This is a genomic window from Pengzhenrongella phosphoraccumulans (genome assembly GCF_045689905.1).
In the GTDB taxonomy this organism is placed as follows: domain Bacteria; phylum Actinomycetota; class Actinomycetes; order Actinomycetales; family Cellulomonadaceae; genus Pengzhenrongella; species Pengzhenrongella phosphoraccumulans.
In genome coordinates, this window is sequence record NZ_CP144210.1 from 1,545,827 (window position 1) to 1,560,871 (window position 15,045).

The 15,045-nt window shown below is 71.2% G+C and carries 15 protein-coding genes; 10 read left to right on the forward strand and 5 right to left on the reverse strand.

The annotated features are described in order from the left end of the window. Positions 1-80: 80 nt before the first annotated feature. Both VTA80_RS07180 and VTA80_RS07185 read left to right on the forward strand, forming a co-directional pair. Positions 81-812, forward strand: a complete 732-nt coding sequence (locus tag VTA80_RS07180) for a glutamine amidotransferase (protein WP_407344711.1) — start codon at positions 81-83, stop codon at positions 810-812. A 138-nt stretch (positions 813-950) separates the two neighbouring features. Next, positions 951-1,757 carry an endonuclease/exonuclease/phosphatase family protein gene (locus VTA80_RS07185; RefSeq protein WP_407344712.1) on the forward strand — a complete coding sequence of 269 codons (807 nt, stop codon included), beginning with the start codon at positions 951-953 and terminating at the stop codon, positions 1,755-1,757. Here the strand turns inward: VTA80_RS07185 and VTA80_RS07190 are convergent. Both VTA80_RS07190 and VTA80_RS07195 read right to left on the reverse strand, forming a co-directional pair. Then, positions 1,754-2,236 (reverse strand): ATP-binding protein, encoded by a 483-nt coding sequence (locus VTA80_RS07190; protein WP_407344713.1) that lies wholly within the window; start codon positions 2,234-2,236, stop codon positions 1,754-1,756. The genes VTA80_RS07185 and VTA80_RS07190 overlap by 4 nt on opposite strands. A gap of 98 nt (positions 2,237-2,334) precedes the next feature. Continuing rightward, entirely contained in the window at positions 2,335-2,604 is a 270-nt protein-coding gene (locus VTA80_RS07195; RefSeq protein ID WP_407344714.1) for a PspC domain-containing protein, read from the reverse strand. Positions 2,605-2,830: 226 nt separating this feature from the next. Between VTA80_RS07195 and VTA80_RS07200 the strand changes: the two genes are divergently transcribed. The 5 genes from VTA80_RS07200 to VTA80_RS07220 all read left to right on the forward strand — a co-directional run bounded on the left by VTA80_RS07200 (position 2,831) and on the right by VTA80_RS07220 (position 5,893). Beyond that, positions 2,831-3,118 (forward strand): hypothetical protein, encoded by a 288-nt coding sequence (locus VTA80_RS07200; RefSeq protein WP_407344715.1) that lies wholly within the window; start codon positions 2,831-2,833, stop codon positions 3,116-3,118. Positions 3,119-3,194: 76 nt separating this feature from the next. Then, positions 3,195-3,395 carry a DUF1918 domain-containing protein gene (locus VTA80_RS07205; RefSeq protein ID WP_407344717.1) on the forward strand — a complete coding sequence of 67 codons (201 nt, stop codon included), beginning with the start codon at positions 3,195-3,197 and terminating at the stop codon, positions 3,393-3,395. Between the two features lie 210 nt (positions 3,396-3,605). After that, complete coding sequence (locus tag VTA80_RS07210; protein ID WP_407345716.1) at positions 3,606-4,283, forward strand: alpha/beta fold hydrolase; 678 nt, start codon at positions 3,606-3,608, stop codon at positions 4,281-4,283. Positions 4,284-4,321: 38 nt separating this feature from the next. Continuing rightward, positions 4,322-5,416 (forward strand): non-homologous end-joining DNA ligase, encoded by a 1,095-nt coding sequence (gene ligD, locus VTA80_RS07215; RefSeq protein ID WP_407344718.1) that lies wholly within the window; start codon positions 4,322-4,324, stop codon positions 5,414-5,416. 3 nt (positions 5,417-5,419) lie between these two features. After that, positions 5,420-5,893 carry an SRPBCC family protein gene (locus VTA80_RS07220; RefSeq protein WP_407344719.1) on the forward strand — a complete coding sequence of 158 codons (474 nt, stop codon included), beginning with the start codon at positions 5,420-5,422 and terminating at the stop codon, positions 5,891-5,893. A gap of 6 nt (positions 5,894-5,899) precedes the next feature. Here the strand turns inward: VTA80_RS07220 and VTA80_RS07225 are convergent, their stop codons facing one another. The 3 genes from VTA80_RS07225 to VTA80_RS07235 form a co-directional block, all read right to left on the reverse strand. Next, a complete protein-coding gene (locus VTA80_RS07225) occupies positions 5,900-7,264 on the reverse strand; it encodes a D-alanyl-D-alanine carboxypeptidase family protein (protein ID WP_407344720.1) in 1,365 nt (454 codons plus the stop codon). Between the two features lie 161 nt (positions 7,265-7,425). After that, positions 7,426-7,725, reverse strand: coding sequence for a hypothetical protein (locus VTA80_RS07230; RefSeq protein ID WP_407344721.1), 300 nt, complete (start codon positions 7,723-7,725; stop codon positions 7,426-7,428). Between the two features lie 38 nt (positions 7,726-7,763). Further along, entirely contained in the window at positions 7,764-8,660 is an 897-nt protein-coding gene (locus VTA80_RS07235) for a Gmad2 immunoglobulin-like domain-containing protein (protein WP_407344722.1), read from the reverse strand. A 213-nt stretch (positions 8,661-8,873) separates the two neighbouring features. Between VTA80_RS07235 and VTA80_RS07240 the strand changes: the two genes are divergently transcribed. The 3 genes from VTA80_RS07240 (at position 8,874) to VTA80_RS07250 (ending at position 14,954) form a co-directional block, all read left to right on the forward strand. Then, a complete protein-coding gene (locus VTA80_RS07240) occupies positions 8,874-9,104 on the forward strand; it encodes a PLD nuclease N-terminal domain-containing protein (RefSeq protein ID WP_407344723.1) in 231 nt (76 codons plus the stop codon). A 681-nt stretch (positions 9,105-9,785) separates the two neighbouring features. After that, positions 9,786-12,338, forward strand: a complete 2,553-nt coding sequence (locus VTA80_RS07245; protein ID WP_407344724.1) for an EAL domain-containing protein — start codon at positions 9,786-9,788, stop codon at positions 12,336-12,338. Positions 12,339-12,662: 324 nt separating this feature from the next. Then, on the forward strand, positions 12,663-14,954 hold the full coding sequence (locus tag VTA80_RS07250; protein WP_407344725.1) for a putative bifunctional diguanylate cyclase/phosphodiesterase: 2,292 nt from the start codon (positions 12,663-12,665) through the stop codon (positions 14,952-14,954). Positions 14,955-15,045: the final 91 nt, after the last annotated feature.

Here is a 15,045-nt window from a genome sequence, read left to right on the forward strand (position 1 = left end):
CAAGCAGTTCACCCTTCTGAGCTGACGGCGCGGCGCGATCTGGCCGACCCGAGCGGGATCCGCGCCTACGCTCGCGGCTTATGAAGCCATTCCTGCTCCTGTCCACGCGGGCGGACGACCGCGCGGCCGCCGAGGAGTACGCCGCCTTCGCGCGCTACGCCGGGCTGCCCCCCGAACGCCTCGTCCACCTGCGGATGGAGGCCGAGCCGCTGCCGCCGCTCGATCTCGACCACTACGCGGGGGCCTTCATCGGGGGAAGCCCGTTCAACTCGAGCGATCCGATCGAGCTGAAGTCCGCGGTCCAGCGGCGCGTCGAGTCGGAGCTGTCGGTCCTGCTGGACGAGATCGTGGACCGCGACTTCCCGTTCCTGGGTGCCTGCTACGGCGTCGGCACCCTCGGGGTCCACCAGGGCGCCGTGATCGACTCGACGTTCGCCGAGGAGATCGGCGCGGTGCCGATCACGCTCTCGGCCGCGGGGCGTGCCGATCCTCTCCTCGCCGGGATCCCCACCACGTTCGACGCGCTCGTCGGCCACAAGGAGGCGTGCCGGTCGCTGCCGGACCACGTGACCCTGCTGGCGTCCTCGCCGACGTGCCCGGTCCAGATGTTCCGGGTCAAGCAGAACCTGTACGCCACCCAGTTCCACCCCGAGCTCGACATCCCTGGGATCACGCTGCGGATCAAGACCTACCGCCACGCCGGCTACTTTCCGCCCGACGAGGCCGACCAGGTCATCGCCCGGGTGCGGGACGCACAGGTCGGGGTGCCGCCCCGCATCCTGGCGAACTTCGCCCGGCGCTACGGCGGCTGACGGGCGCACGCGGACCCCCGACCCCGTGCGTTCACCGCGCGGATTCCTGCCTGCCCCTAGGGGGTCGCGGTCGCTCCACCGAACTTCGTTACGATCGACGGCGGCCCTGACGTGCACAACGGAAGAGATCCACCCTCGATGAGGCTTGCGACATTCAACATCCTCCACGGTCAGTCCCCCGCGGACGGCCTGGTCGACGTCGACCGGTTCGCCGCGGCGGTAGGGACCCTCGATGCCGACGTGCTCGCGCTGCAGGAGGTCGACCGCGGCCAGCCGCGCTCGCACGGTGCAGACCTCGCGGCGGTCGCGGCCGACGCGATGGGTGCGCTCGAGCACCGGTACGTGGCGACGATGGCCGGCGCCCCGCCCCGCTGGTCGCCCGCCGCCGAGGACAGCCCGCTCGACGGCCCCAGCTACGGTGTCGCGCTGCTCAGCCGGATCCCCGTGCGCGAGTGGCGCACCATCCACCTGCCCGTGCTGCACGGCCGGATCCCCGTACTCCTGCCCGGCAGCCCCCGGCCGACCATCGTCCGCGACGAGCCGCGGGCCGCGATCGCCGCCGTTCTGGAGACCGCCCACGGCCCGCTCACCGTCCTGACCACGCACCTGACGCTCATCCCTGGCTGGAACGTCCTGCAGCTGCGCTACGCGCTGCGTCACGCCCGCGACCTGCCCGGCCCGCTCGTGGTGCTCGGGGACCTGAACCTGGCGGGTGCCTGGCCCGCCCGGGCGACCGGGATGCGGCCGCTCGCGAACGCGGGCACCATCCCCGTGACGGCACCGGTCCGCCAGCTCGACCACATCCTCGGCCGCGGCGCCGTGCACCCCACGTCCGACGGCGCGGGCCTGGACCTCGGCATGTCGGACCACCGGGCGCTGGCCGTCGAGATCGAGCTAGGCGCCGCTGCGGAGGCTGGAACGGCTCGGCGCCGCTGGGGAGCCTAGGACGGCTCGAGGTCGACGCTGAACCAGACCGTCTTGCCGTCGCCGTGCTGCTGGATGCCCCACGCCGTCGCGAGCGAGTCGACGAGCTCGAGCCCACGGCCGCTGTCCGCCGTCGGCTCCGGGTGGCGCACGACCGGAACCGCGATGCTCTCGTCGCGGACCGCGACCCGCACGACAAGGCCTGCGCGGCCCACGCGAACCCGGATCTGGCCGTCGGCTGGGCCGTGCAGCGCGGCGTTGGCCACGATCTCGCCCGTGAGCAGCTCGACGACCTGGTTGTCGGCGCCGAACACCCCCTCGGCCGCGAGCTCGTTCATCACCCAGTGCCGCGCCGTCCGCGCCGAGGACGTGCTGGCCACGAGGCACAGCTCGTCGGACCCGTCCCGCCCCACCGCGGCGTCCCGGCCGCCGGCCACGAGCTCCAACGAGGTCCGGGAGGACTTCTCCGGACCGGGGCGCGACTCGTCTTGGCCGCTCATGGGCACACTCTGCCCGACGACGACGCCCAGGTCACATCGGGGTCGCCCGTCGGACGGCGATTGCCCGACGCCGATTGCCCGACGCCGATTGCCGGCCGCTAGATGCCCGGGCGGCCCTCGGACGGCGCGCGGTACGCATCGGCCGTGCCGCCGACCCATTCCTCCGAGGGCATGAGGATCCAGAGGATCGGGTAGACGACCAGCGGGCTGCCCGGGAGAACCATGAGGACGAGGAGGAACAGCAGCCGGGCCGGCCACGGGTCGAGACCGAAGCGGCGGCCGAGCCCGCTGCACACGCCCCCCAGGACGCGGCCGTTGCGCGGGCGGATGAGCCCCTGTCGTGCGAAGGAGTCATGGAGGTCGGTCACGGTGGTTCGTCTGCTCTCTGTCGTTGACGTTCGTCGACCCGGTGGAAGACGTGTTGCTGACTACCTGGTCGACGCGGTCCGATGTTCGGATGCCTTCAGCCTGGTCCCGCCACCGCCCCGGGTCCATCGGGTACATCCCTGACCGGGCCCTGATCTTGCGGGGGTGCACCCTCAGGGTGGGGACGACCCACCGGAGGCGGGGCGCGAGTCCTCTACCCTGGAGATCATGAGCAAACTCGACGCCCAGCGCGCGATGCGCGCCGCCAAGTACGACGCGGCGCACTCGGGAGCTGGCAGCCGGCCGGCCCGATCCAGCGCCCCGGCCACCGAACCGGCCACCGGGTCGAAGACCCGAGCAAAGGCACCCGCGAAGTCGCGCAAGCCCGCCGCCGTCGCCGCCACCCCCACCGTGACGGACGAGGTCAGCCCCGAGCTGTGCGGTCACCGGAGCATGGCCGGCAAGGCGTGCAAGCGTCCGCTCGGACACTCCGAGACGAGCCACCGCTACACGTGAGGCGCGCGTAGACCGTTCGCCCCTTCCCTCGCTGGTCCCCCAGGTGCACAGTGGGAAGACGACGGAAGGAGCAGCCATGCAGGCAGCCATCGGGGACCGACTGCACGTGCACAGCCGGGCGGTCGGGCAGACAGAGCAGCTGGCCGAAGTCATCGAGATCCACGGGGAGGCCGGTGCTCCGCCCTACCTCGTCCGGTACGAGAACGGGCACGAGTCCCTGATCTTCCCCGGGCCCGACTGCACCATCGAGCACGCGAGCCAGGCCCAGAAAGCCTGACCCAGCAAGCCTGACCCCCCACCGGGACGAACGGACCGCGGTCGCCGACGGCGGCCACGGGCCGTTCGTCGTGCCCGGAAACCTCAGGTTTCTCCCAGGATGGTCGATTAGCATCTCGTCTCTCAGGGTCGACGAAGCGCGGTGCGACCACACTGAGAATCTCCGGACCTGGCCGCGCCCTCCTCCTGGAACGGCCTCACCATCGCGCCCATCGTCTTCGTCCACGGACTCCGCACGTCCTCGGCCATCTGGTCAGCCCAGATCGCGGCGATGGATCTCGAGGGTCATGAGTCCGTCGCGGTCGACCTGCCCGGTCATGGCGCTCGATCGGCCGAGCGATTCACGCTCCAGGGCGCGATGCGCACGATCGACGCGGCGGTCAGCAGCTGCGCGACGCCGCCCCTGCTCGTCGGGCTCTCGCTCGGCGGCTACACGTCGCTCGCGTATGCCGCGCGGCACCGCGGCTCGGTCGCCGGCGTCGTGCTCTCCGGGTGCTCGACCGAGATCCGCGGCAAGCCCCTGGCCGCGTATCGCAGCCTGTCCATCCAGGTGGACCGGGCCTGGGGTCCGACCGGCGGCTCGTGGCACGTCGTGGCCGACATGCTCGCGGCCATGAAGGGCCACTCCTCGCTCGCGGACCTGCGCCAGATGGTGGAGCCGGTGTGGCTGGTCAACGGCCAGCGGGACCTCCTGCGCCTGGACGAGCGGCGGTACCTCGCGGCCCTGCCCGGTACCAGCCTGACGGTCGTGCCCCGCGCGGGGCACGACGTGAACAGCCACGCGCCCGCCGCGTTCAACCGGATCCTGCTCTCGGTCCTGCGCGAGCTCCAGGTGGCGACCGCCGCGATCACGGCCCCGACCGTCGCCCCGCTCGCCTCGGCCGCCTAACCCCGGCACAACCCCCCGCCCGTGGCTAGCGTGGGGCCATGGCACGCGCGACGACGCCCGCAGCAGAGCTCGAGGTAGCAGGCCGCACGGTTCGGGTGACCAGCCCGGATCGGGTGGTCTTCCCCGAACGCGGCCTGACGAAGCTCGAGGTCGTGCAGTACTTCCTCGTGGTCGGGGACGGCATCCTCGGCGCCCTGCGGGACCGTCCGACCACGCTCGAACGCTGGCCCAAGGGGGTCTTCGAGGGCGCCCGGCTCGCCACCCGGACGGACTCGACCGGGGACGCGTTCTTCCAGAAACGGGTCCCGCAGGGCGCCCCGGACTACGTCCAGACCGCGACGATCGCGTTCCCGAGCGGGCGGACCGCCGACGAGGTCTGCCCGACCGAGCTCGCGGTGGTGGCATGGGCGGCCAACCTGGGCACGCTCACCTTCCATCCGTGGCCCGTGCGCAGCGCGGACGTCGACTCCCCCGACCAGCTCCGGATCGACCTCGACCCCCAGCCCGGCACCGACTACTCGGACGCCGCACGCGTGGCCCCCGAGCTGCGCGCCCTGCTGCACGAGCTCGGCATGGAGGGCTACCCCAAGACATCCGGTGGGCGCGGCCTGCACGTGTTCGTCCCGATCCAGCCCCGGTGGACGTTCACGCAGGCCCGGCGCGCCACGATCGCCGTCGGCCGCGAGCTCGTCCGCCGCCTGCCCGACCAGGTGACCCTGAACTGGTGGAAGGAGGAGCGCGGCGTCAAGGTGTTCGTGGACTACAACCAGATGGCGAGAGATCGGACCATCGCGTCCGCCTACTCCGTGCGTGCCAACCCGCGCGCGACCGTGTCGGCGCCGCTGCGCTGGGACGAGGTGGCCGACGTCGTCCCGACCGACTTCGACGTGATCACGATGCCCGCGCGATTCGCCGCCGTCGGAGATCTGTTCGCGGCCCTGAGCGCCCCCGCCGCGGGCGAGCCGGACCGGCTCGCGTACTCGCTCGAGCCGTTGCTCGAGCTCGCCGACGCCGACGAGCGTGACCACGGCCAGGAAGACCTGCCGTACCCGCCGGAGTACCCCAAGATGCCGGGCGAGCCGAAGCGGGTCCAGCCGAGCCGGGACCGCGATCGCCCACCACCGGGGGAGTAGGTCATGTCCGAGCGCCGCACCGTGCACGCGACCTTCGTCATCGAGCGCGTCTACGGCGCGCCGCCGGCCCAGGTGTTCGCCGCCTTCGCGGATCCTGCGGTCAAGGGCCGGTGGTTCGCCGGGCCCGGCGACTGGGTCCGCCCGCAGTGGTCGATGGACTTCCGGGTGGGTGGGCGCGAGGTCAATCGCGGCGGGCCCACGAGCGGCCCGGTCCACGAGCTCGACGCCGTCTTCCAGGACATCGTCGCGGACGAGCGGATCGTGTACACCTACGACCTGCGCCTCGACGGTCGGCGGATCTCCGTGTCCGTGGTGACCATCGAGCTCTGGCCCGACGGCGTCGGCACACGCCTGGTGTTCACCGAGCAGGGCGCGTACCTCGACGGGTTGGACCGCCCCGAGTACCGCGAGCAGGGCACCGCCGAGCTGCTGGACGCGCTCGGGGTCGAGCTGCACCGGGCGCCAGCGGCGCCGTAGGCAGGGTCAGTCGGTGTCGAACTCCCAGTGCCACGGCTCCTGCGGCCCGCCGCCGCCCGGTTCCATGATCGCGGGGTGGTGCCAGCCGAACTCGTCGGCGTGGTCGGACATCCAACGGTAGGTCGGCGCGCTGAACTGGCCGACCGAGCCGAAGTTCGCGAAGTCGACCGCCAGGCCCCGACCGTGGTTGGACGAGCCGGGCACCGCCGCCAGACCGCCGCGCGACTGCCGAACCGCTATCTGCTCCGAGAACGAGCGGTACGAGCTGACGATCCCGGGGAAGCTGCCGAACTCGGCGCGGTACCCGGCAGCGAGCAGCTCGAGCGCCTGCGCCGCGTCGCACCGGATGAGGGCGGAGTCGTCGAAGGACACCCCGCACAGGAGGTCGGCGGGGATGGCCCCGTTCGGGGAGTCCTTGACCGCCTCGACCTTGCGCGCGACCGCCGCCGCGGCGGCCCGCTGAGCTTCCCGAGCCACCCGGGCGGCTTCGGCTGCGGCAGCCTGCGCGGCTTCTTGCTCCGCGGCGGCGGCCGCGGTGGCCACGTTCGTCTCGGCGACGGCCTGGACCTGTGCGGACAGGTCGGTGACGAGCTGGGCCGCCACGAGCATCTGGGCGCTGAGACCGAGGTCCACGGCCTCCATGGCGGTGGTCCCGGCGTCGGCGTCCGCCTTCGCGGTGGTCCCGGCGGGCGGGGCGGCGTCGGGCGCCGCAGCAGGCTTGGACGGGTTCGTCGCCCCGGCCGGGACGGCTGACCCTGCCGAGCCCGCCGGCCGGTCGGCGGTGGTGGCGGTGGGATCGGGGGTGCCCAGGGCGAACGGGTCGTCGGCCGGAGCGGTCGCGGACAGCTCGAACAGCACGGGCGCAGGTTGGGCGACCGGGGCGATCGGGGCGGCCTCGATCAGTGCACTGAGGCTCACCAGAGCGTCGTCGAGCGGGGTGAGGGTCTCCGGCGTGACGTCCGGGGCGGACGTCGCCCGGGCCGACACCGCCTGCGCGACCACCGCGCGCGCGTGCCCGACGGCTTCGCTCCGCTTGACCGTCGCGAACGCGATCGCGGCGCCGCCGAGGCGCGCACCATCGGCGCGATCGGCGCGGACCCGGTTCGCGAACGCCAGGGCGACCGCCGCTTCGACGCGCTGCTGCGCGACCCGGACCTGGTGATCGCCATACCCCTGCGCTGCGCCGCAGCCGAGCAGCGCGGCCGTCAGCGCGATCGTGACCGCCATCGCGGTGGAGCTGGCCGGTCGCACGGGGGCAAGACGCCGACGCTGTGCCCGCTTCTCGGCCAGGCGCAGGTCCCGCCGAGTCACCGAGACCGGGTCCACCTGGGTGCAGCGCGCCGCGGCCAGGCGAAGCTCTCGCCGGGTCACGGTCGGTTGCGTGCACTCCATCGGTCGGTCCGGTCCCTGCGTCGTCGTCCACCGTCGTCACGGTCGAAGTCGATGGACACGTCGTCAGAAGACCTCGCACAGTTCCCTTCGGCCGGGGACGCCGGCTCTGAGGGGTTCGTGCGGATGATTTCTCGCGGGGCTCAGGGCACCCAGGACACCGGGTGCCAGCGCGGACCGTACTGGCGCGCCAGGTCCGGACCGGTCACGGACGCCAGTTTTCGGACGGTGGCGAGCACGCACCGCGCGACCACGACCGCCTCCTCGTTGCTCTGGGCGAGGAACCGGACGTTGATGCGCGCCTGGCCACGCACGATCGCCAGGTCGTACGACTCGACGGTCGTCGTCGCGCGGGCGGCACCGGCCGCCGCGGGCAAGACGTCGTCGGGCAGGGTGCCGGGGCGCAGGAGCCCGACGCCCAGGGCGATGCGGTAGGAGGTCACCGGGTGAGGCTAACGAGCGCCCGGCCGGGTCCGGCCGGCTACTGGACGACGAACCCCCGCGAGTCGGACTGCAGCGGACCGCCGGCGCCGTCGGACGGGTCGTCCTCGGTGATGATGACGACGTACTCACCCGGCTCGAGGGACACCTCGAACGAGAACGGCGAGAAGGTCTGACCCTCGGCGGTCTGGGTCACGCCGGCCTGCACGACCGCGCCGTCGGGAGTCTCGACGCGCCACGGCAAGGTGGCCTCGAACACCGCCGCCTCGCCCGACACTGCCACCGGCGACCCGACGACGTCGCCCTCGTTCGGGTCGTTGAACTGCACGAGCAGGCGCACGCTGAGCGGGTCGGCGCGGGCGATCGGCTGGCGGACGTCGAGCACGCCGAACAGCTCGTCGACCGGCTCCCCCTCGACCAGGATCCGGACCGGCTCGTCGGTCTGCAGCGCCCCGGTCACGGCGTACACGAGCGCCTGCACGGCCAGCTCGGCGCCGGCCGACCCGGTCGTCGTGGTGGTCGCCTCGGCCGAGAGGTCGACCTCGATCTGTCCCGAGGACTCGTCGATCCCCAGCACGGTGCCCGCGGGGTCCCAGAGCCCGGTGTAGTCGGGGTCGAGCGGCTCCCCCGCCAGCACCGCCTGCGCGGCGGTGAGCGCCGGCCCGCCGGCGTCGGGCAGCGCACGGAACTCCCGGACGAGCTTGAGGTCGGTGCCCGTGTCCGTCGCGTAGTAGACGGGCACGGTGATGAGCTCGGCCGACGCGCTGGGCGAGGCCGTGCTGCTCGCGCCGGACGACGTGCCCGACGACGGCGCGGGCGACGTGGCGTTGTTGTCGCACCCCGACAGCAGGGCCACCGCGAGCACGCCGACGAGCGCCGCCGCTCGCAGCGCCGCCGCTCGCACCGAACGTGTCGTGCCGGTTCCAGATGTCCGCATGGCCACGTGCCCCCACTCGTCGAGAGCACCAGCGTGGCGGCCGCCTCGCGCATGGGAACAGGGGCGAAAGGCCCGGTCCGGGTGCGCGTCCGGCCGCGGCCGACGCTCCCGCGGTGGGCCGTTCGCCCCTGCACCGGGACCCGACGACCGGCACGATGGAGGGGACGGCCCCGGACCACCGATCACGGGCCACCACCGAGCAGGGGAGACACCATGAAGGCCATGAAGGCGCAGCGATGGAGCGACATGAGCCCGCGGCAGCAGACCGCGCTGCGGGTGTCGACGGCGGTCCAGTTCGCGCTCGCCGCCGGCGCGTGGATCGACCTCGCTCGGCGCCCGGCGGCGGCCGTCAACGGGAGCAAGGCGGTGTGGGCGCTGGTCATCGGGATCAACTACGTGGGCCCGATCGCGTACTTCGCGCGGGGGCGTGGTCCGCGCACGTAAACCAGCGGTTGGTTGTTGGTAGGGCCCGATAAGGTGCAGAAGGGGCCGGGGGTGAACTCCAGCCTGCCGCTGCGCAGGGGGATCACGTGAGCACTCGCCCCAGGCGGCTCTCGCTTCTCGGGTCAGCCGCGGGGGCGCGGGCCTTGGCGCGCGGACATACCACGCGCCGGTCGTCCACCGCGCTCGCGGCCGTCGCCTCAACCCCTGGTGGGCGCTGCTCACCTGCGTGCTGCTCGCCATCGCCGTCGTCACGTATGCCGTCATGGCGCCGCCCAGCGGGCCCGCCACCTTCTCCGGGGGCGATACGACCGGCACGACGACCATCTCCTGGGTGGAGGACGGCTCGGGACCGTCCACGGGAACACCCTCACGCTGAACATCCCGAACGACGACGGCACCCTGTCTCCCGTGATCCTCACCCGGACCACACCGGCAGGCTGGGCCGAGCGACTGGGGGCGTGGGTGACCGAGACCTTTCCGCTCGGCAGGTGACGTCGACGCGGGCCAGCCTGGTCGCTGGGGTGCCTGGAAGGGGATTCGACGGCGCGGTCGCGCGCGACCGCTCTCGCTCGTACCGGGCTATCGCCCCGTGGGGCTCGGTGCCGGATGACTTCCTGGTGACGCTTGGGTGAGGAAGTGGTTACCTGGAGGGACATTGTTGTCTCTCGCGTGGAGTCTTTCGTGAGCACACCGGATGGTGATGAGGGCGCTCGGAGTCCGGGGGTGGCCTCGGGCGTCGAGTTGAGGTCCGCGCTGGCGGCGTTGCCGGATCCGGTGTTCATCATGAAAGCCGTCCGTGCTGCGGACGGCTCGGTCGTGGAGCTGATGTACACGTATGTGAACGACGCGGTGGCCCGGCTCTACGGCCTGCCAGTCGAGGCGGTCCTCGGGCACGGGTTGGTCGAGCTCTTTCCGTCGGTCAAGGAGTTGGGACTCTTTGATGCCGAGGTCGGGGTGATCGAGTCTGGGTTGCCCGTGGTGTTCGACGTGCCGTGGTTTCAGGAGAACGGGGTGGAGGGTTCCTTCAGCCTCACCGCCTCCCGGTTCGGGGACGGGCTCTTGGTCTCGGCGCGCGACGTCACCCAACAACGCCAGGCGGAGGCGGAGCTGCGAGCCAGCAGCTGGCATGACCAGCTGCTGGCGCAGAACACGTCGGATGTCGTCGTACTGTCCGACCCCGATCGCCAGGTCACCTGGGTATCGCCCGCAGTCACTTCCGTGCTGGGATGGGCCCCTGCGGACCTCGTGGGCACCGTGTTCGACGACCTGATTCATCCCGATGACCACGAACCTTCCATCAACAAGCGGGTGCGGATCGATTCCTCGCTAGAGCCCCCGGCGTCCGCGGGAGCGCTCGTGGTCCGGATGCGGACCGTGGCCGGTGGCTACCGGTGGATGTCTGCAGCTGCCACGGCGTTGACGGATGACGCCGGCAACCCGGTGGGTGTCGCGACCGCGCTGAGGGACGTCGACGAACTCGTGCGTGCAGAGGAGAGGGCCGCGGCAGACCGGGCGCGCCTGCGCGCGATCGTGGACTCGATGCTGGACCCGCAGGTCTTGCTGGCGGCGGTCCGCGACGAGGTAGGTCGCATCGTGGACTTCAGGTATGTCGATGCCAACCCGGCTGCGTGTGAGAACTCCCACCTCGACCATGACCGTCTTGTGGGGATGCGGGTGCTTGAGCTGTTGCCCGGCCAGGAGGGTCTGAACTTGATGGAGCTCTACCGGCAGGTCCTCGAGACCGGCGATCCCCTGATCCTGGACAACGTCGTGTATCCCCTGGCGCGCGAGGGCGGTGCCGAACGTCACCACGACCTCCGCGGAGTGCGGGCCGGTGACGAGCTGTCGATCACCTGGCGCGATGCCACGGAACGTGACGCCGCTGCGCGGGCTCTGGCCCTGTCGGAGGCCAACCTGGCGCGCCTCGCTATGCATGACCCGCTCACGGGGCTGCTCAACCGGCGCGGCTTCGAGGCCGAGCTGGACCGTAAGGCCGGTGAGGTTGCCCGATACGGTCCGTCCGGAGCGCTCATCATGTTGGACCTGGATCACTTCAAGGAGGTCAACGACACCCTCGGGCACCTGACTGGGGACGAGCTGATCGCCTCGATCGCCCGAGTCCTGAACCGGAGCGTGCGCGGCACCGACGTCGTCGCGCGCCTAGGAGGCGACGAGTTCGCCGTCATCCTCCCCCACGCTGATCGCCAGGAGGCGCAGGCCGCCGCTGAGAAGATCTTGCGCGCGGTCCGCAACCAGGTCACCGTGCTGTCCGGTAGCCATCGGCGCGTGGTCACCACGAGCGCCGGGGTGGCGATGTTCGACGACCCGGGCCTCAGCGGCGAGGGGGTCCTGCTCAACGCAGACGTCGCGTTGTACGCAGCCAAGGGCGCCGGCCGCAATCGGTCGTCGTTCTATGACGGCGCCGTCCCCAAGCAACCTCCGACCAAGACCCGGCTGGACTGGGTCGAGCGCATCAACGTCGCGCTGGAAAAGGACCGCTTCGAGCTGCACGCCCAGCCGGTCCTCGATCTGCACACCGGCCAGGTCAGCCGGTACGAGCTGCTCCTGCGGATGCTCGACGACAACGGCGCCACGATAGGCCCCGATGAGTTCCTGCACACCGCCGAGAGAACCGGCCTGATCGCACGCATTGACCGGTGGGTGACCGGCCAAGCCATCGACCTGCTCACCCACCCGGATCTATCCCCGGAAACCGTCCTGGAGGTCAACATCTCCGGGCTGTCCGTCGGAGACGCCGACCTGCTCACCTTCCTCGAGGAGCAATTCCGCCAGACCGGTGCCGACCCGTCCCGCCTGGTGTTCGAGATCACCGAGACCGCGGCGATCGGCAACGTCCCAGCGGCACGGACCTTCGCCGAACGGCTCACCGACATCGGCTGCCAGTTCGCCCTGGACGACTTCGGTTCAGGGTTCGGGTCCTTCTACGACCTCAAGCACCTGCACTTCGACTACATCAAGATCGACGGCGAGTTCATCGCCAACTGCATCGCGAACCAGACCGACCAGCTCGTCATCCAGGCCCTCGTCACCATCGCCCACGGCCTGAATAAGCAAACTGTCGCCGAGTTCGTCGGCGACGAGAACACCCTGCGCTTCGTCGCGGACCAAGGGATCGACTTCGCCCAGGGCTACCACATCGGGCGCCCCGACGTGCTGGACAACCTTATCCGCGGCAACGGCCACGGCACCTCGCCTGACTGGGTGCGAACCTAGACAACGTCGGCGCCCGAACGGCTGGGGCTCGCCGGGTCCACCGGGACGATGGTCGTCAGGCGTGGGGCGGTGAGTCGGCGTCGGTCACTACCGATGGGGTGAGCGGGCCGCGATGGCGGCATCGAAGGCTGGCCAACCGCGTCGGTCGTCGACGTGGGCCTCCACGTCGGTGGCCGACTCCGCGGTCGTGGCTGGGCCGGGCTACAGCGGTTCGCTGCAGCGCACGATGGCGCCCTGAGGTCCCGCGGCCGCGCCGAGGGCCGCTAAGGCTTCAACTCTGGTCGTTGGTCACCGATGAGTGAGAAGGGGCAAGAGAGGGGCGCGATGAGGTCGCTATGGGGGCGGTACCTGCTCGTCGGTGTGCTGGCCGCCGTGGCTGACGTCTTACTGCCGGTCGGGGTCGGGCGAGACGCCCTGTACTGCCTGGTTGCGTCCTCGGGATCAGTCGCCATGGTGGTGGGCGCGCGCAGGAACAGGCCCACCCAGCCGATCGCCTGGTATCTCCTCGCGGCCGGCATGGGGTCGTGGGTTCTGGCAGGCGCAGTGGACGCGTGGCTTGACGGCGGTGGGGTCGATGGGTACGCCTCACCCACGGATGCGTTGTGCCTGGCCGCCTATCCGCTGGTCGTCGGTGGTCTTCTCCTGTTTGCTCGCGGCCGGGGCCGCGAAGCCCGTCCCACCGCGCTTGTGGACAGCGCCATCCTTGCGGTGGGCGTGGGGCTGCTGTCCTGGGTGTTCTTGATCGAGCCCGCCTGGGTCGCTTCCCAGAAGCCGATTCTCGACAGCCTCGTCGACGTTGCCTACCCGCTGGGCAATGTACTGCTCTTCGGAGCGTTGGTGCGCCTGGCCAAGGCCCCCGGGCCTGGGTGCGCCGCGTCCCGGGTGGTGGCGGGGCTGGTCGGCGCGATGCTCGCGGTGCAGAGTCTGCTGCAGGTCTCCACCCTGATGCCGACCATCAACGTCCACCCCACGCTGCTGGATCCGTGGTGGCTGGGTGTGTTCGTGGTGGCTGGTGCGGTCGCGCTTCACCCGTCGATGCGCGCATTCTCCGCGCCGACCCTCACCCGCGCCGACTCGGCGCACGCAGGGCAACTCGTCACCCTCGCGGCAGCGTTGCTGATCGGCCCGGCGATCATCGCCGGTGAGCTGATCGCCGGTGTCCCACTGCGCGCGGGCCCGGTCGTAGCCGCTTCCGCCGTCCTGGGGCTGCTCGTCATCGTCAGGATGGTCCACATGCTGCGCCGGGTGCAGGACCAGGCGAGCACCGATGACCTGACCGGGCTACCCAACCGCAGGTCCCTGTACTCCGAGGCCGCGGCCCGGCTGGCAGACCCGCAGTGCCGACGCCAGGCCCTGCTCATGCTGGACCTGGACCGCTTCAAGGAGGTCAACGACTCACTCGGCCACCACTTCGGCGACCAGTTGTTGATCGGCGTCGGCGCCCGCCTCGGTGAGCACCTGCGGACCGCGGACCTGCTCGTGCGTCTCGGCGGCGACGAGTTCGCGATCTTGCTCGACAACGCCGGCCACGCTGAGGCCGTGGCCATGGCACAGATCGCCTCCGCCACTGTGTCCCAGCCGTTCGCGCTAGCGGACATGACCATCCACAGCACCGTCAGCATCGGGATCGCGCTGTTCCCCGAGGACGGCACCGACCTGGGCACTCTGCTGCGCAAGGCCGACATCGCGATGTACAAGGCCAAGGCCTCAGGCGAGATCCACGTCTACGGTGGGGCCGACGACGACGGCGCCACCAGGTTGCGCACGATCGAGGAGTTGCGAACTGCCTTGGCCGGCCAGCAGCTCGTCGTGCACTACCAGCCCAAGGTCGACCTTCGCACCGGCGACGTTCACGGCGTCGAGGCCCTGGTTCGGTGGGACCACCCCACCCGGGGCCTGCTCTACCCCGACCAGTTCCTGGACCTCGTCGAGGAGGCCGGGCTGATGCGCTCCCTGACTCGGGTGGTCCTGCAGATCGCCCTCGACCAGGTCGCCACCTGGTGGGCCCACGGCCAGCACCTGAGCGTGGCGGTGAATCTCTCCGCGAGCTCGTTGGTCGACGCCGAGCTTCCCGATCAGGTCGCCGCGATGCTCGCCGCCCGGAACCTCGCTCCCTGTGTGCTCCAGCTAGAGATCACCGAGGAGTTCCTGATGGCCGACCGCGAAAGGGCCCGGGCCATCCTGGCCCGGTTGCGACAAAGTGGCATACAGATCTCCATCGACGACTTCGGCACCGGCTACAGCTCCCTGTCCTACCTTCGCGACCTGCCCATCGACGAGCTCAAGATCGACCGCTCCTTCGTCGCCCCGATGTCCGACGACGCCCGCGCCGCGGCCCTGGTCGCGTCGATCATCGCCCTGGGCCACAGCCTCGGCCTACGGATGGTCGCCGAAGGTGTCGAGGACGACGTCACCTACACCGCGCTCGCACGTCTGGCGTGTGACCAGGCTCGGGGCTTCGTCGTGTCCAGACCCGTGCCCGCGGTCGAACTCGACCACTGGCTCCAGGACCGCACGATCACGAACGTCACCCCAGAACAACGCCAGGCGTGGACCTCCGGCACCCCGACCGCACGCTCGAGCGTCGGTCACGCGGTCGATTCCGGCGCCCGATAGGTACACCCACCACGCGAGGTCCCGCTGGCCGGCGTCACCCGCACCACGATCGGGGCGCGACGTCGAGCCGCTCGGGCCGGCCCTTGTCGAT